We start from the raw sequence: 17,162 nt of genomic DNA on the forward strand, positions 1-17,162 counted from the left end.
TTCTGAGGGCGGAAAGAGTGTTTTCCACGCGGGGGACGGGGCCTGGGACCGCGGGCGGAGCAGAGGGGTCTGGCAGGCTCGGCGGGTGCGCCTGCTCGTGATCACCGACGGAGTCCCGCCCGAGCACCGCGGCGGGGTGGCCAGTTCCGTGCTCGTCGAGGTCGACGAGCTGGCGCGGCGGGGGCACGAGGTCACCGTCCTCGTCCGGCGGCACGACGCCGGCGCCCCGCTCGTGGAGGACCGCGGGCACTACCGCCTGCTGCGCCACCCCGCCCCCGCGCGCGGCAGCCGCGCCTACTACGCGCACCCCGCGGCGACCCTGCTGCAGGTGCCCGGCTGGCTGCGCTCCCTCGTGGCCCGCGAGGGTTTCGACGCGCTCTACGTCCACTCCACCTTCCACGCCGCGGCCGCCGTCCGCGCGGGGCTGGGGGAGCGCACGGTGTTCCGCTTCCACGCGCCCGCCTCGCTCGAGGTCGGGCTGGACGCCGCGGGCGGGAAGTACCCGCTGGTCCGTGCGGCCGGTGGCCTGGCCGGTCGGGTCGTCGCCGACCTCACCCGGCGTGCAGAACTGGCGGCCGTCAACGGGTCGGCCCGCACGCTGACGACGAGCTGGTACGTCCGCCGGCTGCTGCAGCAGGTGCACCCGACCGCCTCGGCGCGCGTGGACGTCGTGCCCCTCGCCGTCGACCTGGACCGGTTCTCGCCCGGACCGTCCGAACGCGAACGCCTGGGGCTGCAGGGGGACCCGCTGGTCGTCACCGTGCGACGGCTCGTGCGCCGGATGGGGTTGGAGAACCTGCTCGACGCGTTCGGCGCCGTCGTCGACCGGCATCCGGGGGCGCGGCTCGTCGTGGGGGGGACGGGGTACCTGGCGGGCGAGCTGCGGGAACGGGCCGACCGCCTCGGTCTCCCGGTCGACTTCCCCGGGTTCGTCGCCGAGGACGACCTGCCCGCGCTCTACCGCTCCGCCGACCTGTTCGTCCTGCCGACGCTGGAGATGGAGGGCTTCGGGATCGTCACCGTCGAGGCGTTCGCCAGCGGGCTGCCCGTCGTCGCGACGCCCGTCGGGGCGAACCCCGAGGTCGCGGGATCGCTCGACGCCCGCACCATCGCCGCCTCCACCGCGCCCGCGGACCTCGCCGAGGCCGTCCTGCGCGGGCTGGACCTGCGCGAGGGCCTCGCAGCCCGGGCCCGGGAGCACGTCGAGCAGCGGTTCTCCCCGGCCGCGGTCGTGGACCGCGTCGAGGCCGCGCTCGCGGACGTGAGCGCCGCTCAGCAGCGGGGCGCGTCGGCCGCCAGGCGCTGAACCGTGCCCAGGTGCTCGGTGTCGGTCGAGGTCGTCCCCGCCGACGCCGGGTCGGGCACGGCGACGCCCGTCCGGACGAGTTCCTCGTTGACGTCGAGTCCGTCGTCGGTGCGGTACCAGCCTGCGCCCGCGACGTCGACGCGCTGCCCGATCGGCAGGTAGGAGAGCAGGTCCCGCACGTAGGCGTCGCGGCAGCCCTCGGCGGGGACGATCCCGGCCAGCTGCTGCGGGGCGGTCGTGCCGTCCAGGCCGGCGACGACCGGGACCGGTCCGGCCGACCACGCCACGAGCGTCGCGGACGCCGCGACCCGGGTGGCGGTCGCAGTGGAGGTCTGCGACGGCGCACCGCTCGCGGAACCCGTGCCGCGCACCCCCTCCTGCAGCGCCCGCTGCACGACGACGGGGTTCGGCGGGGTGCGCTGCTGACCCCAGGTGGTGAGCACCCCGGCCACGACGAGCACCACGAGACCGGCCACGACGACGACCCGGCGACGGGACCCGCGCCCGTCCACGTGGGCGGCGCCGGGGGCGAGGAGTTCGTGGTGCGGGGTCTCCTCGACGTTCTGCTCCGGGGACCACGGGGTCTCCCAGCGCGCGAGTTCCCCGCCGCCGGACAGGTCGACGCGCACGGCGGCCCCGCGGGCGGAGTAGCGCAGGTCGAGCGCCACGATGCGCCAGGGCGGGGAGTCCTCGCGGTGGACGGCGACGACGACGGCCCGGCCACCGGTGTGCAGGGGGTTGCCGTTCCCGCGGACCTTGACGAAGTCGCCGGGCCGCAGCGCCTCGAGGTCCGGTACCCGCACGGCGACCCATCGGCGGGCGGGCCCGCGTCCTGAGGCGTGCAGGAACGCTGCAGCCATCGGCCCCGGACGCACCGCGGAGGCCCTGGGGCCCGGCGTGTCGCGCGATGGGTGCAGCGTTCCTGAACGCCCCGGAACGGACGGGTGCCGCGCCGCGTCCGAACCGCATGACCCGCCCCGCCGCGGCCCTGCTCGCCGTCCTGCTGCTGGCGGCCTGCGCGCCGCAGGGACCCACCCCCGGGACGGCCGCGGCACCGAGCCGCGCCGACCTGGTGCCCGACGCCCACGACGGTCCGCTCACGACCACCGGAACCGTGCTCGAGGACGCCGGGCACGGGCCGCAGCTGTGCGTGGGGGCCGTCGCGACGTCCTACCCGCCGCAGTGCGGAGGCCCTGACGTCCTGGGCTTCTCCTTCGACGACGTGCCGGCGGGCGTGTACGAAGCAGCGGTGGACAGCCGTTGGGGTTCCTTCGCCCTGACGGGGGTCGTGGAGCGGGTGGGGGACCGGGACGTCGTCCGGCTCACCGCGCCGCCGCGACCCACGACGGAACCGCTCGACCCGCCGCTGGTCGCGGAGTTCTCGGTGGACTTCACCACCCCGTGCCCCGCCCCCGCGGGCGGCTGGACCGGGCCGGACCCCGCCCGGGCGAGCGACGACGCGCTCGGCAGCGCCGGGGCCCTGGCCCCCGGGGTGCCCGGCTACACGCTGCTCTGGATCGACGAGCAGGCGCCGGGGCACCGCGTCCTGAACGTTTCGACCGCCGGTGACCTGGCCGCGATGGAGAGCGCGGTCCGCCAGGTGTGGGGCGGCGCCCTGTGCGTGAGCCCGGCCCAACGCTCGGAGGCGGACCTCGCCCGGGTGCGGGAGGAGGTCGAGGCGTCCGTGGCGCCGCTGGTGCTCGACGTGCAGCTCGACGCGAAGGCCGGCCGGGTCACCGCCACGGCCCTGCTGGCGCGGGAGTCCGACCAGCAGCGCCTGGACGAACGGTACGGCCCGGGTGTCGTCCGGCTCAGCAGCGTCCTGCGGGTGCCCTCGACCTGACCCGGGCCCGGCCCGTCAAGCCCCACCGCCGCCGACCGGGTGGTCCTGGCCGGACGCGCTCCAGCAGGTGCCGGGGAGGGCCGATGTCCCGGTGACGGCCGCCGAGGGGGCGACCGTGCCGATCCCCCGGGAGTTGCCTGATGTCCCACGAAGCAGACACCGTCGCCGAGCGCCCGACCGGCGCGCAGACCGTGGCGCCCGTCCAGGCCTCCGCCCTCCTGTTCGCCGCGTCGATCCTGGGCGAGGGCAGCTACACCCCCGAGCAGGAGCTCAAGGGGACGTTGAACGCCGCCGGCCGCGTCGAGGCGCACACCCCTGCGCCCGTCGAGCCCGTGGTCGAGCAGGTCGTCGAGCCCGTGGTCGAGCAGGTCGTCGCGCCGGTCCCCGCGCCGCAGCCCGTCGCCCAGCCCGCGCCGACCCCCGCGCCCGCTGCCGCTCCGGCTCCCGTCGAGCGCAAGGGCTTCTTCGCCCGCCTCATCGACAAGCTCCTCGGCCGGGGCTGAGGTCAGGCGAGCGCGAAGTCCGCGAGCGCGCTGCGCGGCACCTCCTCGGCGGGGAGCAGCACGGCGCGCTCGCGCCCACCACGGGTGGAGAAGCGGCCCTGCAGGACGAGACGGTCGCGGACCGTCGGGCGCGCTCTGCGGTGCAGCCCACGGGGATCGGTGAAGACGACGGTCCCCGTCCGTCCCTGCACGGTGGTCGTGCAGCCGGGGCCGAAGGCACGTTCGACGTCGCGGTCGGCGAGGTGGTCTCCGGTGCGGTCGCCCCGGCGCCGGCGGCGGTGCGACGTCCGCACGTAGCTGAGGGGTCCGACGCCGTCGTGGACCTCCGTCAGGTGCAGGTGGACGTCGAGGCCGTGCGCGCCCGCGTCCCGCGTCCAGCCCCCTTCGGCGGTGGCGGGGGCGCTGGCCAGGGTCAGCACGCCGTTCATGTCCCAGATGCGGACCTGCCGGCGGCAGTGCGCGGCGGCCACGCCGCTGATGAGCGGGTGGCGCAGGAAGCGCGCGTAGGGGTCCTCGGGGTCCACGGGCGGACGGCTCCCGAGCAGGTCGACGTCGCGCGGGACCGCACGACGGCTGCCGGGGTCGGCGACGAGCCGGCGGCGCCGGTGGACGATGTCGGCGCTCTGGTCGGCGATGAGGTCGTCGGTGCGGGACAGGACCTCGGCGAGGAGCTCGTCGGCCTCCGTTCCCGCCCCCGTGCCCAGCAGCGCCGCCAGGTCCGTCGAGGCGATGCCGTCGCGGCGCAGGTCGTCCAGGACCCGTCGGGCCTCCGGCGTCAGGTGCGCGCTTCGTCGCGGTCCGCGGAGCAGACGCACGGCCGGACTCCTCTCGTCGGGTCTGGGCACCGTAGCGGCGTCGTTCCGTAGATCGCCAGTGACGCGCGGTGAGATGGGGGACGTCGGCGCGCGCGGGGCGCCGCGCTGGGATACATCGGAGGGCGTGGCTGAGGAGACCCGCGGAACAGTGCTCGTGGCGTTGCTGGCGAACGTCGGCGTCGGCGTCGCCAAGGGCGTCGGCGGGGTGGTGACGGGGTCGAGCGCGCTGCTGGCCGAGGCCGCCCACTCGGTGGCCGACACCCTCAACGAGGCCTTCCTGCTGCTCTCCCTCAGCCGCGCCGACCGCCCCGCCGACCGGACCCACCCCTTCGGCTACGGCAAGGAACGGTTCTTCTGGTCGCTGCTCGCCGCGGTCGGGATCTTCATCTCGGGGGCGGTGTTCTCGATCGCCGAGGGCGTGCACTCCCTCACCAGCGAGGCCGAGGAGACGTCGACGGAGCACTTCGTCGTCATCTACGCGATCCTCGGCGTCTCGATCCTGCTGGAGGGCGGGTCCCTGCTGAAGGCGCTGCGGCAGGTCGTGCGCGAGGCCGCGTCGGCCCGACGCCGGCTGCTCACCTACGTCGTCCGCAGCCCCGACCCGACCGTCAAGACCGTGGCCAGCGAGGACAGCATCGCCGTCCTGGGGGTCCTCGTGGCGCTCGCGGGCACGATCGCCCACCAGGTGACGGGGTCGAACGTCTGGGACGCGCTGAGCTCCATCGTCATCGGCGCGCTGCTGGCCGTCGTCGCGGTCCTGCTCGGCCGGGACACCAAGGAACTGCTCATCGGCGAGGCGGCCGACCCGGCCGTGCGGGTCGAGGCCGTCCGCGTCCTGACGGCCGAGGACGCCGTGGTGCGCGTCCAGGAGGTGCTGACCATGCAGCTCGGCCCGAAGAACGTCCTCGTGGCGGGGCGTGTGCAGTTCGCCGAGGAGCTGACCGCTCGCGAGGTCGAGGTCGTCTGCACGCGGGCCGAGGAGGAGATGCGTCGCCGGGTGCCCTCGATCACGCAGGTGTTCCTCGACCCCAGCGCGGTCTCGGCCTCGGCCGACGCGGCGGCCCGGGAACGGCTCGCCGACACCGAGCGCGAGGCCGCCGGGCTGCTCGACCCCGGCGCCGCGGCCTCGCTGCCCCAGCCCCGGACCCGCACGGGACGCGGTCTGCGCGCCGGTCCGCTGGGCTGACGTTCAGTCCCCCAGGACCTGCTCGGCGAGGTCGTCCAGCCCGCGGGCGGTGAGGCTCGGTGGGGTCGCGTGGCGGGGGTAGGAACCCGTCCCCGCGCGGTCCAGGTACGCGGTGCGCATCCCCGCACCGGCCGCCCCGTCGAGGTCCCACGGGTGGACGGCGACGAACAGCACCTCCTCCGGGGCGAGCGAGCACACGTCGAGGGCGTGCCCGTAGGCGGCGGCGTGGGGTTTCCACGGCCCGACCGTCTCGACGGACAGGACGTGGACGACGTCCTCGCGGACCCCGGCTCGTTCCAGCAACTCCTCGCACGTCGCGAGACCGCCGTTCGTCAGGGCGACCGTGACGACGCCGTCCGCGCGGAACCGGCGCAGGCCGGCCGCGACGTCGGGGTGCAGGACGACCTCGTCGAACGCGCCGAGCACGTGCGCGACCGCGTCCTCGAGGGGGCGGTCGAGGTCCTCGGCGGCGAGTTCGGTGCGCAGGACGTCCGCGGCGACGTCGGCGAAGGCGAGGGGTTCCTCGCGCACCGTCCGGGCGAAACCGTCGCGCAGGACGGCGGGCAGGAACCGGGCCGCCACGGCCGGTCCCGCGCCGACGGACGCCAGTCGGGCGGCGACGGCGCCGAGGTCGGACAGGGTCTCGTTGACGTCGAGGACGACGGCGGACGGACGGGGGAGTTCGGCGGGGAGTTCCGAGGGGGACACGTCCGACCGTAGGCGGCCGCGAGGTTCCCCGCGACCGGGACCTAGCCGGACACGACCGGGGCGGTACCGCGCAGCAGCGCCGGCACCTCCTCGGCGGGCAACGGGTGCGAGTGGTGGAAACCCTGGGCGAGGTCGCACCCGGCGGCCGCGACGGCGGCGGCCAGCGCGGGCGTCTCGACGCCCTCGGCGACGACGCGCAACGACAACCCGTGCGCGATGTCGACGATGGAGCGGACGAGGACCGTGTCGGCGTTGCGGGCCAACGGGTCGTCCCCGGCCAGACCGTGCACGAGTTCGGGGTCGAGCTTGAGTTCGTCGACCGGCAGGGTCCGCAGCGCGGACAGGGACGCCAGCCCCGTGCCGAAGTCGTCGACGGAGATGCTCACCCCGGACTGGCGCAACCGCACGAGGACCTCGGCGACCGTCCGGTCCTCGTGCAGGGCACCGCCCTCGGTGATCTCCAGCCGCAGGCAGTGCGACCCCAGACCCGCCGCGGCCAGCGCGTCGAGCACGGTCGTCACGAACTGGGGCCGCAGGCAGCGGGCGGGCACGTTGACCGACACCTGGACCTGCAGGTCCTCCTCGCGCCAGGCCGCGACCTGGTGCAGCGCGCGGGCCAGCACGAACGCCGTCAGGGGTTCGGCCAGCGCGGTCTCGGCCGCGGCCGGGACGAACGCGGCGGGCGGGAGCAGCCCGCGGGTGGGGTGCCGCCAGCGCACGAGGGCCTCGACGGTCCGGACGGACCCCGAGGAGATCTCCACGACGGGCAGGTAGTGCAGGTGCAACTGCTCGTCCTCGCCCACCTCCAGCGCGGCACGCAGTTCGGCCAGGGTGCTCAGGCGCTGGGAGGAGTTCTCGTCGTCGCCCGGGTCGTAGACGGCGACGCCGGTGCGCCGGGTCTTGGCCGAGTACATCGCGATGTCGGCCTGCCGCAGCAGCAGTTCGATCTCGTCGGTGACGTCCCCGGGGCCGTCGTCCAGGGGGTCCCGCAACGTCGCGGCGTGGTGGCGTCCGGTGATCCCGATGCTGGCGTCCACGTCGACGGCCACCTCGGCCACCACGAGGTCACCGGCCAGCGCGAGGCGCATCCGGTCGGCCACGACGCGGGCGTCGCGGGCGGAACTGCCGGGCAGCACGACGGCGAACTCGTCGCCGCCGAGCCGGGCCAGGACGTCGCCGTCGCGGACGGCGGACCCGAGCCGGACGGCGACCTGCTGCAGGAGGTCGTCGCCGCAGGCGTGGCCGAGGGTGTCGTTGACCTCCTTGAACCGGTCGAGGTCGACCATGAGGACGGCGAGGTCGTCGCCGCCGCGCGCCAGTTCGGTCTCCAGGGTCGCGCGGAGGGCGGCGCGGTTCGGCAGGCCCGTCAGGAGGTCGTGCAGCGCCCGGTGCTGCATCTGCTCCAGCAGCACGCCCTGCCGCACCCGGGAGGCCTCGGCGAGGCGCCACATCGTGAGGGACCCGGTGCAGGCGGCGGCGAACAGCAGCGCGTGCACGACCGCGAACTGCCAGGGGTGGTGGTGGGCGGTCGCGTTGTGGAAGACGATCTGCGGGTACAGCGTCCCGACGATCCCGTGCTGGAACAGGACGTACCCGACGGCCACGGTGAACGGCGCCCACGCCTCGTAGAGCGCGACGACGGGGACCATGACGAAGAAGTGGAAGTGCGCCTCGGTCCACCCGGAGGAGATTTGCACGATCTCCCCGGAGGCCACGACGAGGCCGAGGGCCGCGGCGCAGGAGCGCAGCCACGCGGGCGACCAGGCCGGCAGCGCGGGGTCGTCGGCGAGGTAGCGGCGCAGGTCGTCGAAGCCGGCGGCGGCGAGGAAGACGGCCAGGACGGCCCCGAAGCCGGCGGCCTGCAGCAGCGGCAGCTTCCAGGCCAGCGCGTAGGCGGGGACGACGAGGACGTGCACGAGGAGCACGGCGCAGACCCAGCGGTGGCGCCGCCGCCACTCGGCGGGGGACAGGGCGTGGCCCTGCGGCAGCCAGCGGGTCCAGGCGTGGCGCGGAGTGTCGCGGACCGGGACTCCCGGCGCGGCGTGGTTCACCCTCTGGGCATCGGCAGCGTCGACGAGACCCTGGAGACGCCTGCGGAGGACCACCCGAACGTGGCAATCTGTCAGCGCACCACTACGCAGCGTATCTAGTAGGGAGAGTCGGTGGGGCGGGTGAGCCAAGATCCCGTGATCGGGGCGGCCGCCCCGCAGGTACCGGGTGACGACCACCCCCGGGTGCCCGCGTGGGCGCCCCCGTGGCTGCGAGGTGGCCTCGCCCACGTCCCGTCGCGCTGGCGGGGAGGCGGCCCGGCCGGCGTCGCCGGCCGGGCGCTGCTGCTGGTCACCGGCACGCTCGTCGCCCTGACGGTCTGGGTGCTGTCCCCCGGGACGGGCGACGTCCTCGTGCTCGCCGGGGTGGCCGCCGCCGCGGTGGTCCTGCTGGGTGCCAGCAGCGTGCTGCCCTGGCAGCGGTGGTCCCCGCGCGCTCCGATCGTCTTCCCGCTCGCCGTCATGGTGGCGCTCGCCGTCCTCGGCCGGGGCACCGAGCAGGTGGCCGGGGCCTACGTGCCGTTCTTCGTCCTCTGCTTCGTCTACGTCGGCGTCTTCCTGCCCCCGCACACGGCGTACGGCCTGCTGCCCGCCGCGGTGCCGCTGTACCTGCTGTCCTCCGAAGCCCTCGAGCCGACCGTCGTGGTGCGCACCGTCGTCGTCTCCTGCACCTGGCTGCTCGTCGCCGAACTCCTCGCCCAGCTCGCGCGGCGGCAGCGGGCCGCGGCCGACGTCCTCGTCCGCGACGCCCGGACGGACCCGCTGACCACGATCGGCAACCGCCGCGACCTCGAGGACCGCATGGTCCGCCTCGTCCCCGGGGACACCGTCGTCGTCTGCGACCTCGACCACTTCAAGCAGCTCAACGACACCCGCGGCCACGCGTTCGGCGACCAGGTGCTGCGCGAGTTCGGCGCCATGCTCGCCACGCACCTGCGCCGCGACGACTACGCGGCGCGCTTCGGCGGCGAGGAGTTCGTGCTCCTGCTGCACGCCAGCGGGACCGGGCCCGCGATGGACGTCGTGGAACGCCTGCGGCAGACGTGGTGCGACGGCGGCGGGGCGACGACGTTCTCGGCCGGGTGCGCCACGCTCGACGAGGTCACGAGCGCGCAGCAGGCGCTCGTCGCGGCCGACGCGGCGCTCTACGCGGCCAAGCGGGAGGGTCGGAACTGCACCCGCAGCGCGGAGGCGGCCGACGGGTGGGGACCTAGGGTGGGGGCCGACAGCGTGCGTGACCTGTCCCACGAGCTCTAGGGAGACCCCGTGCCCACCCCCGCCGTGCACATCGGACCGCAGGACGACCCGCAGCTGAGCGAGGCGGTGGAACGCGGCGGCGGCCGGGTCGTCCCGCTGGCCGACGCGGTGGCCCTCGTGGTCGTCGGTGGTCACGGTGACCTGCCAGAGCTGCACGACGGGATCCGCTGGGTGCAGCTGCCCTCGGCCGGCATCGAGTCCTGGGTCGAGTCCGGGGTCCTGGACCGCGACCGGACGTGGACGTCGGCGACGGGGGCGTACTCGACGTCCGTGGCCGAGGGGGCCGTCGCGCTGCTGCTCGCGGGGATCCGCGGCATCGGCCGCGCCGCCCGGGCCACGACGTGGGACAACCAGGCGCTCGACGGCGTGCAGACGTCGCTGCGCGGGGCGACCGTCGCGATCGTCGGCGCCGGCGGCATCGGCAAGGCCATGATCCCGGCGTTCCTCGGGCTCGGCGCCCGCGTCCTGGCCGTCACCCGCCGCGGGCTCCCCGTCGAGGGGGCCTACGAGACGTGGGCCGCCGACCGCGTCCGCGACGTCTTCGCCGTCGCCGACCACGTCGTCCTCGCCGCCCCGGCCACGGCCGACACCGCCGCCCTCGTCGGCGCCGACGAGCTCGCGGCCCTCGGGTCGCAGGGCTGGCTGGTGAACATCGCCCGCGGGTCCCTCGTCGACACCGACGCCCTCGTCGCGGCCCTCCGCGACGGGACGATCGCCGGCGCCGCCCTCGACGTCACCGACCCCGAGCCCCTGCCCGACGGCCACCCGCTGTGGACCGAACCGCGCGCCATCGTCACGCCGCACTCGACGAACCCGTCGTCGCTGCGGGGGCCGCTGCTGGCCGAGCGCGTCGAGGAGAACGTGCGCCGCTTCGCCGCGGGCGAGGACCTCCTCGGCCTCGTCGACCTCGACGCGGGGTACTGACCGCCGCACCCTCCGTCACCGCTGCGCGTGCGGCCGGGGGTTGGGCTCGTCGACGCGTCGCGCTCACAGGTTGAGCCGGCTGCTGGAGCCAGCGCGCAGCGCTGGACAACGAGCCACCCCCGGCGCGCAGCGGCACCGGGCACCGGTTCGGGGTGCGGCGGGGTGGGGGGCGCGCGACGGTGGGGTGCGTGCAGACGTTCCTCCCGTACCCCGACTTCGCTCGGTCGGCGGCCGTCCTCGACGGACCGCGGCTCGGCAAGCAACGGGTGGAGACGCTGCAGGTCCTGCGCGCCCTCGAACTGCCCGACTACGGCTGGGTGAACCACCCCGCGGTGCGCATGTGGCGCGGGTGCACCCCGGCCCTCGTCGCCTACGGCCTGGCCTGCACGGCCGCGTGGACGAGCGGGGGGCGGGCCGACTCCACCGAGCGCCTCATCGGCGAGTTCGCGCCGCAGGTGGTGGGCCGCAGCCAGCAGGACCTGGCCGACCTCATGCCGCCGTGGCTGGGGGACGAGGCGTTGCACCGCAGCCACCGCTCGGCGCTGCTGCGCAAGGACCCCGGGTTCTACCGCCCGGTGTTCGGCGACGACGACCCCGACGACCTGCCCTACGTGTGGCCGGACCCGCCGTCGCTGGAACCGCGGGCGCGTTCGCAGGGGCGCCTCGTGTGGGTCGCCCGGCCCGAGACGCCGCAGGCGCTGGGGGAGTTCCTCACCGAGGGCGTCGTCGGGCTCGGGACGGCGTCCGGGATCGACGTCGACGTGCGCGGCGCAGCGGAGGGGGCGACGTTGCGCGGCCTCCTCAAGGAGGTCGCGCCGGGCAAGCGTCCGGGCAAGGACCTGCGCGTGCTCGACACGTTCGTCAACGAACTCACCCCCGGCGACGAGGTTGCGGTGCCCGTGGAACGGGAAGGTGCCCTGTTGCTGGGCGAGGTCGTGGGGGAGTACGAGTTCGCGTCCGGCAAGGGCGTGTCCGTGCGGCACCGCCGGGCCGTGCGCTGGGGTGGGCGGGCCGAACGGGCCGACGTCTCGCCCCCGGCGCTGCTGCAGGACCCGCGCCACCTGTTCTGCGTCGACCTCACCGTCTGACCCGAAGCTCGACAACCGGAGGAGATCCCTTGCCCGACACCGCGGTCCTCGACGTCGACGGAACCCTCGTCGACACGAACTACCAGCACGCGATCGCGTGGTTCCGGGCGTTCCGCCGGTTCGACGTGACGCTGCCGGTGTGGCGGCTGCACCGGGCCATCGGGATGGGCGGGGACCAGCTGGTCACCGCGGTCGCGGGCGAGGAGTTCGAGTCCGCGCACGGCGACGACGTCCGCGACGCGTGGGTCGAGGAGTTCGACCCGCTGCTGCCCGAGGTGCAGCCCTTCGAGGGGGCGCGCGACCTGCTCGCCGAACTCGGCCGCCGCGGGTGGACGGTGGTCCTCGCCTCATCGGGCCAGGGCGCCCACGTCGACAGCTACCTCGACCTGCTCGACGCGCGCGGCCTCGTCGCGGGGTGGACGACGTCCGACGACGCGGACGCGACGAAACCCGCGCCGGACCTGCTGCAGGTCGCCCTGGAACGTGTCTCGGGCCGTTCCGGGGTGCTGCTGGGGGACTCCGTCTGGGACTGCGAGGCCGCGGGCAACGCGGGGATGCGCAGCCTCGCCGTCCGCACGGGAGGTTTCTCCGTCGAGGAGCTCACCGGGGCCGGGGCGGCCGCCGTCTTCGACTCCCTGCCCGAGTTGCTCGGTGAGATCGACCGGACGGAGTTCGCCCGGCCCTCGTGACGCTCAGGGGGTGACGACGACGGGGACGGGGCGCAACGCGCGCCGGGCGCGCGGGACGCTGACCGTGCCGGACGGCGCGGTGGTCCCGGGCGAGGTCGTCCCGGGGGAGGGGGAGGGCTGCGCGGCCCGGGCGGCCTGGACGGCGGCGGCCACGTCGAGCATCCCCGCGCCGTACCCGTCGGGCCACGCCTGGCGCACGGCCGTCCGCGTCAGCCAGCCCTCGACCGTCGCGGCGTCGGCCGTCGGCGCGACCGCCCGCAGGAGGGCGGCGGCCGCGGCGACCTGCGGCGCGGAGAACGACGTGCCGGTGGCCAGGACGTAGGCGTGGGCGCCCCCCTCGGCCGGGTCCCCGGCGAGGACCTTCTCGCCCGGCGCGCTGAGGTCGACCGACGCGTTGTGCTGCGCCCAGGGCGCCGCCGCCCCCGACTGCAGGGACGCCGAGACGGACACGACGCCGGGGTAGCCGGCCGGGTACTCCAGGGGGTTCCCGGTGTCCCCGGAATTGCCCGCGGAGGCCACGACGACGACGCCTTGGGAGACGGCCCAGTCGACGGCGGCCGCGGTCGTGCGGTTGTAGTCGGGGCCGCCGAGGGAGAGGTTGACGACGTCGGCCCCGGCCCTGACCGCCGCCGTGATGCCGGCGACGACGGCGTCGCTCGGGCAGCCGTCCTTCGCGCAGACCTTGCCCGCCAGGACCGTCACGCTCGGGGCCACGCCCGCGGCACCCACCCCGTTGCCGTAGGCGCCGGCGACGACCGTGGCGACCTCGGTGCCGTGCTCGACGACGATGTCGCTCGTCTCGCGGGTGAAGTTCCCGATCTGCTGCACGCGCCCGACGAGGTCGGGCTGCGTCCCGTCGACGCCGGAGTCGAGGACGGCGACCTTGACGCCGGCGCCCTGGGTGGTGGGCCACGCCGCGAAGGCGTCGACGGCGCTCAGGTGGTAGGCGTACCGCAGGTAGGGGTCGGTGGCGAGCAGTCGCCGCGCCGGGCTCGCCACCGGGGTGCTCGTGACGGTCGGGGTCAGCTGGTAGGTGGTGCGGACCTGGGCGTCGCTGACGGCGGGGTCGGCGTCGAGGCTGCGGACGAGGCGCGCGGCGGCCGCGGACGAGGTGGCGGTGCGCGACTCCAGGCGCGGCTGTCCGTCGACCCAGCGCAGGGCGTCGACGTGGACGGCCGGCCCCGCGGTCGCGGCGGGCACGGCGGCCTGGGCGGGAGCGGCGAGCGTCAGGGTGAGCGCGGCGGCCCCGAGCGCGAGCGCGCGGGTCGGGATTCGGGCGGGTACGGGCACGGCTGCTCCCTGCGGTCGGTCGAGACGACCCTGCATCGGCCCTCCGGAGGACGGACTTGACGAACCCCTTGTGCGGTTCCCCTCCTCAGGCTAGTTTCTCGATTCGCATCGACGATGCGTATCGACGGCTCGTCCGCCCGGTCGACGGGTGGACGTGGGGTCTGGAGCTCTCAGGGAGGAGGGTGGGATGACGAACGACGAGCACGGCGATCGGCGGTCCCGCCCGCTGACCACGAGCCCGGCCGGGCCGTCCGGCCCGTCCCGCACGCCGTCCCCGCAGCAGTCGCCCGCGCTGTCCCCGCACCCGTCAGGGCGCGGAACGCGCTGACCCCCGTGGTGCCCCGCCCGGGCGCACCACGCCCATCGTCGATACGCATCGACGATCGACCGCCCACGACGCCGTGGGTAGAGGAGAGGAAACACCAGATGGCTCGACAGACGGCTCGGTCCTCGGCCCGGCGCACGAGCAAGCGCGCCGGCCTCGCCGCCCTGCTGGTCCTCCCGCTGGCCCTCGGGGCCTGCGGCGGTGGCGGCGGGAGCGCCAGCTCGGGCAGCTCGGACACCCTGCGGGTGCTCGACTACTACAACTCCGACCCGAACAAGACGCTGTGGAACGACGCCATCGAGGCGTGCGGCAAGACCGTGGGCATGAAGATCTCCCGCGAGTCCGTGCCCGGTGAGTCGCTCATCCAGAAGGTCCTGCAGCAGAGCTCGTCCAAGACGCTGCCCGACGTCCTCATGCTCGACAACCCCGACGTGCAGCAGATCGCCGCCTCCGGCGCCCTCGCACCGCTCGACGACCTCGGCATCGACTCCTCCGGCGTGGCCGACGGCGTGCTCAAGGCGTCCACCTACGAGGGCAAGCTCTACGGCCTGCAGCCCGTGACCAACACGATCGCGCTGTTCTACAACAAGAAGGTCCTCGAGGCCGCCGGCGTCACCCCGCCCACCACGTGGGACGAGCTCAAGACGGCCTCGGCCAAGCTCACCCAGGGCGAGCAGTACGGGTTCGCGATGTCGAACGTCAACACCTACGAGGGCACCTGGCAGTTCCTGCCCTTCATGTGGTCCAACGGGGGCGACGAGAAGGACATCGACACCCCGCAGACCGCCGCGGCCCTGCAGCTGGTCAAGGACCTCATGGACTCCAAGTCGCTGTCCCAGTCGTCGGTCAACTGGACCCAGGCCGACGTGGCCGACCAGTTCACGGCCGGCAAGGCCGCGATGATGATCAACGGCCCGTGGAACTTCGGGACCCTCGACAAGGTCTCCGGCCTCGAGTACGGCATCGTGCCGATCCCCGTCCCGCAGGCCGGCGGCAAGACCGTCTCGCCCTTCGGCGGTGAGGCGTGGACCGTGCCGCAGACGGGCGACGAGGACAAGCAGAAGAAGGCCGCCGAACTCGTGCAGTGCCTCAACAGCGACGACAACGAGGTGAAGATCTCCCTGGGTACCGGGACGGTCCCGACCAAGCCGGCGCTGGCCGACCAGGTCACCTCGCAGAACCCGAACCTCAAGGCCTTCGCCGACCAGGTCCCGGACCTGCGGGCGCGCACCGGTGAACTCGGCGCCGAGTGGCCCAAGGCCGCCACGAAGATCTACACCGCCGTCCAGAACGCGCTCGTCGGTGGGATGACGCCGGAGGACGCGCTGAAGCAGGCGCAGAATGGCTGACGCCTCCGTGGGCTCCACGAGCGTCGCCTCCCGCACCGCCCCGCCGGCCTCCGAGCCGGCGGGGCGGGGTGCGGGGCAGAAGCTCCGCACCCGGCTCGTCGAGGTCGCGTTCATCGTGCCCGCGGTCGTCTACCTCGTCCTGTTCTTCGGGTACCCCGTCGTCAAGAACGTCCTCATGGGGTTCCAGGAGTACACGACCAAGACGTTCTACACGGGTGAGGCCCCGTGGGTCGGGCTCAGCAACTACAGCGCCGTCGTCGGCAACGCGATCTTCGACCGAACGTTGTGGAACACCGTGCTCTTCACGGCCGGTTCCATCGTCGGGCAGTTCGCCCTGGGGCTGGCGATCGCGCTCTTCTTCCACAAGCGGTTCGCCCTCTCCGGCGTCCTGCGCTCGCTCATCCTGCTGCCCTGGCTCATCCCGATGATCGCGGGCACGGCCGTGTGGCGGTGGATCCTCGACACCGACAACGGTGCGCTGAACCGGATCCTGTCCGCGATCCCCGGGCTCGACCTGAACCCGAACTGGCTGACCTCCCCGCAGCTCGCGCTCGTCGCGGTCATCGGGGTCAACATCTGGCTCGGCATCCCGTTCAACATGACGATCCTCTACGGCGGTCTGCAGGAGATCCCCGAGGAGCTCTACGAGGCCGGCGCCCTCGACGGCGCGACCGGCTGGCGCGCGTTCCGGCACATCACGTGGCCCATGCTGCGACCGGTGGTGACGGTGGTCCTCGTCCTCGGGGTCGTCTACACGCTCAAGGTGCTCGACGTGATCCTCGGCCTCACCAACGGCGGGCCGGCGAACTCGACGCAGACCATCTCGACGTTCTCGTACGACATGTCGTTCCGGCAGTTCGACTTCGGCCAGGGCGCGGCGCTCGGGAACATCCTCATCCTCATCTCCCTCGTGTTCGCCGTGGTCTACCTGCGGATCAACCGGAAGGCGGTCGACGAATGAGCGCGGTCGTCCCCACGCGCGTGCAGGCCGGCGCCGACGTCCGGCCGGCCGGGAAGGCGCCCCGGCGCCCGGTCTACACGGTCATCGGCATCCTCATCCTGGCGTTCATGCTGTTCCCGCTGTACTGGATGGTGAACGTCTCCCTGCAGCCCGCCGGGAACGCGGTCGCCACCCCGTGGTTCCCGTTCGACTTCAGCCTGCGCGGGTACACCACCGCCATCTCCGAGCAGGGCCGCAACCTCGTCACGTCGCTGCTCATCAGCCTCGGCGCGGTCGTGTTCAGCCTGCTCATCGCCACCCCCGCCGCCTACGCCATGGCGCACTTCAAGCTCGGCCGCTGGGCGACGGTCGTCCTGTTCGGGATCCTCGTCACGCAGATGGTGCCGGGCATCGTCGTGGCCAACGCGCTCTACTCCGCCTACAGCGACCTCGGGCTGCTGAACACGCTGCCGGGCCTGATCCTCGCCGACTCCGCGGCGGGCATCCCGTTCTCCATCATCCTCATGCGGGCGTTCATGGGGTCGATCCCGGCCTCCATCGTCGAGGCCGCCTACGTCGACGGGGCCGGGCACGTCCGCGCGTTCTTCTCGATCGTGCTGCCGATGAGCCGCAACGCGCTCATCACCGCCGGCCTGTTCACGTTCCTGTTCGCCTGGGGCGACTTCCTCTTCGCCCTCACCCTGACCACCACCGCCGACCTGCGCCCCATCACACTGGGGCTGTACACCTACGTCGGCAGCTTCGTCGCGGACTGGTCGCCCATCATGGCGACGGCCGTCCTCTCGTCGCTGCCCGCCATCGCCCTGCTCGTCCTGGCCCAGCGGTACGTCGCCGCCGGCGTCACGGGCGGCGCCGTGAAGTCCTGACAAC

General features: G+C 74.3%; 16 protein-coding genes. 11 read left to right on the forward strand and 5 right to left on the reverse strand.

All coding sequences use genetic code 11. The features are described 5' to 3' along the window. The first annotated feature begins 85 nt into the window (after nucleotides 1–85). On the forward strand, nucleotides 86–1,306 hold the full coding sequence (locus AB1207_RS07420; RefSeq protein WP_367637317.1) for a glycosyltransferase family 4 protein: 1,221 nt from the start codon (nucleotides 86–88) through the stop codon (nucleotides 1,304–1,306). Here the strand turns inward: AB1207_RS07420 and AB1207_RS07425 are convergent. Continuing rightward, on the reverse strand, nucleotides 1,273–2,166 hold the full coding sequence (locus AB1207_RS07425) for a hypothetical protein (RefSeq protein ID WP_367637318.1): 894 nt from the start codon (nucleotides 2,164–2,166) through the stop codon (nucleotides 1,273–1,275). The genes AB1207_RS07420 and AB1207_RS07425 overlap by 34 nt on opposite strands. 107 nt (nucleotides 2,167–2,273) lie before the next feature. Here AB1207_RS07425 and AB1207_RS07430 point away from each other — a divergent pair, with 107 nt between their 5' ends. Together AB1207_RS07430 and AB1207_RS07435 are read left to right on the forward strand one after the other, a co-directional pair. Continuing rightward, the gene (locus AB1207_RS07430) at nucleotides 2,274–3,149 is read left to right on the forward strand and encodes a hypothetical protein (protein WP_367637319.1); all 876 of its coding nucleotides are present in this window, start codon (nucleotides 2,274–2,276) and stop codon (nucleotides 3,147–3,149) included. A gap of 140 nt (nucleotides 3,150–3,289) precedes the next feature. Continuing rightward, a complete protein-coding gene (locus AB1207_RS07435) occupies nucleotides 3,290–3,652 on the forward strand; it encodes a hypothetical protein (protein ID WP_367637320.1) in 363 nt (120 codons plus the stop codon). Nucleotides 3,653–3,654: 2 nt separating this feature from the next. Here the strand turns inward: AB1207_RS07435 and AB1207_RS07440 are convergent, their stop codons facing one another. Further along, entirely contained in the window at nucleotides 3,655–4,467 is an 813-nt protein-coding gene (locus AB1207_RS07440; protein WP_367637321.1) for a phytanoyl-CoA dioxygenase family protein, read from the reverse strand. Nucleotides 4,468–4,591: 124 nt separating this feature from the next. On the opposite strand from AB1207_RS07440, the gene AB1207_RS07445 reads away from it, so the two are divergent. Further along, nucleotides 4,592–5,653, forward strand: coding sequence for a cation diffusion facilitator family transporter (locus AB1207_RS07445; RefSeq protein WP_367637322.1), 1,062 nt, complete (start codon nucleotides 4,592–4,594; stop codon nucleotides 5,651–5,653). Nucleotides 5,654–5,656: 3 nt separating this feature from the next. Here the strand turns inward: AB1207_RS07445 and AB1207_RS07450 are convergent, their stop codons facing one another. Both AB1207_RS07450 and AB1207_RS07455 read right to left on the reverse strand, forming a co-directional pair. Further along, nucleotides 5,657–6,361 carry a haloacid dehalogenase type II gene (locus AB1207_RS07450; RefSeq protein WP_367637324.1) on the reverse strand — a complete coding sequence of 235 codons (705 nt, stop codon included), beginning with the start codon at nucleotides 6,359–6,361 and terminating at the stop codon, nucleotides 5,657–5,659. A 41-nt stretch (nucleotides 6,362–6,402) separates the two neighbouring features. After that, a complete protein-coding gene (locus AB1207_RS07455) occupies nucleotides 6,403–8,412 on the reverse strand; it encodes a putative bifunctional diguanylate cyclase/phosphodiesterase (RefSeq protein WP_367637326.1) in 2,010 nt (669 codons plus the stop codon). A 120-nt stretch (nucleotides 8,413–8,532) separates the two neighbouring features. On the opposite strand from AB1207_RS07455, the gene AB1207_RS07460 reads away from it, so the two are divergent. From AB1207_RS07460 to AB1207_RS07475, 4 genes are all read left to right on the forward strand, one after another. Continuing rightward, nucleotides 8,533–9,666 carry a GGDEF domain-containing protein gene (locus AB1207_RS07460; protein WP_367637327.1) on the forward strand — a complete coding sequence of 378 codons (1,134 nt, stop codon included), beginning with the start codon at nucleotides 8,533–8,535 and terminating at the stop codon, nucleotides 9,664–9,666. A gap of 9 nt (nucleotides 9,667–9,675) precedes the next feature. Further along, complete coding sequence (locus AB1207_RS07465; protein WP_367637328.1) at nucleotides 9,676–10,590, forward strand: D-isomer specific 2-hydroxyacid dehydrogenase family protein; 915 nt, start codon at nucleotides 9,676–9,678, stop codon at nucleotides 10,588–10,590. Nucleotides 10,591–10,778: 188 nt separating this feature from the next. Then, nucleotides 10,779–11,678: an MSMEG_6728 family protein gene (locus AB1207_RS07470; RefSeq protein WP_367637330.1), complete on the forward strand. Its 900-nt coding sequence runs from the start codon at nucleotides 10,779–10,781 to the stop codon at nucleotides 11,676–11,678. Nucleotides 11,679–11,707: 29 nt separating this feature from the next. Further along, entirely contained in the window at nucleotides 11,708–12,367 is a 660-nt protein-coding gene (locus AB1207_RS07475) for an HAD family hydrolase (RefSeq protein WP_367637331.1), read from the forward strand. 3 nt (nucleotides 12,368–12,370) lie between these two features. On the opposite strand, the gene AB1207_RS07480 is transcribed toward AB1207_RS07475, so the two are convergent. Then, entirely contained in the window at nucleotides 12,371–13,657 is a 1,287-nt protein-coding gene (locus AB1207_RS07480; protein ID WP_367637332.1) for a S8 family serine peptidase, read from the reverse strand. A gap of 426 nt (nucleotides 13,658–14,083) precedes the next feature. Between AB1207_RS07480 and AB1207_RS07485 the strand changes: the two genes are divergently transcribed. Genes AB1207_RS07485 through AB1207_RS07495 form a run of 3 tightly spaced genes read left to right on the forward strand, consistent with a single transcriptional unit; the run spans nucleotide 14,084 to nucleotide 17,158 of the window. Then, nucleotides 14,084–15,331 carry a sugar ABC transporter substrate-binding protein gene (locus tag AB1207_RS07485; RefSeq protein WP_367637333.1) on the forward strand — a complete coding sequence of 416 codons (1,248 nt, stop codon included), beginning with the start codon at nucleotides 14,084–14,086 and terminating at the stop codon, nucleotides 15,329–15,331. Continuing rightward, nucleotides 15,324–16,292 (forward strand): carbohydrate ABC transporter permease, encoded by a 969-nt coding sequence (locus AB1207_RS07490; RefSeq protein ID WP_367637334.1) that lies wholly within the window; start codon nucleotides 15,324–15,326, stop codon nucleotides 16,290–16,292. Before AB1207_RS07485 ends, AB1207_RS07490 begins: the two co-directional genes overlap by 8 nt. Next, a complete protein-coding gene (locus AB1207_RS07495) occupies nucleotides 16,289–17,158 on the forward strand; it encodes a carbohydrate ABC transporter permease (protein ID WP_367637335.1) in 870 nt (289 codons plus the stop codon). The genes AB1207_RS07490 and AB1207_RS07495 overlap by 4 nt, the downstream gene beginning before the upstream one ends. Nucleotides 17,159–17,162: the final 4 nt, after the last annotated feature.

The sequence above is a fragment of the Kineococcus endophyticus genome (assembly GCF_040796495.1).
Classification (GTDB): domain Bacteria; phylum Actinomycetota; class Actinomycetes; order Actinomycetales; family Kineococcaceae; genus Kineococcus; species Kineococcus endophyticus.

What these genes read in the sequence shown, in the direction of transcription:
- AB1207_RS07425 (WP_367637318.1), bottom strand. Translation starts at nt 2,166, where the DNA reads ATGGCTGCAGCGTTCCTGCACGCCTCAGGACGCGGGCCCGCCCGCCGA.
- AB1207_RS07430 (WP_367637319.1), top strand. Translation starts at nt 2,274, where the DNA reads ATGACCCGCCCCGCCGCGGCCCTGCTCGCCGTCCTGCTGCTGGCGGCC.
- AB1207_RS07435 (WP_367637320.1), top strand. Translation starts at nt 3,290, where the DNA reads ATGTCCCACGAAGCAGACACCGTCGCCGAGCGCCCGACCGGCGCGCAG.
- AB1207_RS07485 (WP_367637333.1), top strand. Translation starts at nt 14,084, where the DNA reads ATGGCTCGACAGACGGCTCGGTCCTCGGCCCGGCGCACGAGCAAGCGC.
- AB1207_RS07490 (WP_367637334.1), top strand. Translation starts at nt 15,324, where the DNA reads ATGGCTGACGCCTCCGTGGGCTCCACGAGCGTCGCCTCCCGCACCGCC.
- AB1207_RS07495 (WP_367637335.1), top strand. Translation starts at nt 16,289, where the DNA reads ATGAGCGCGGTCGTCCCCACGCGCGTGCAGGCCGGCGCCGACGTCCGG.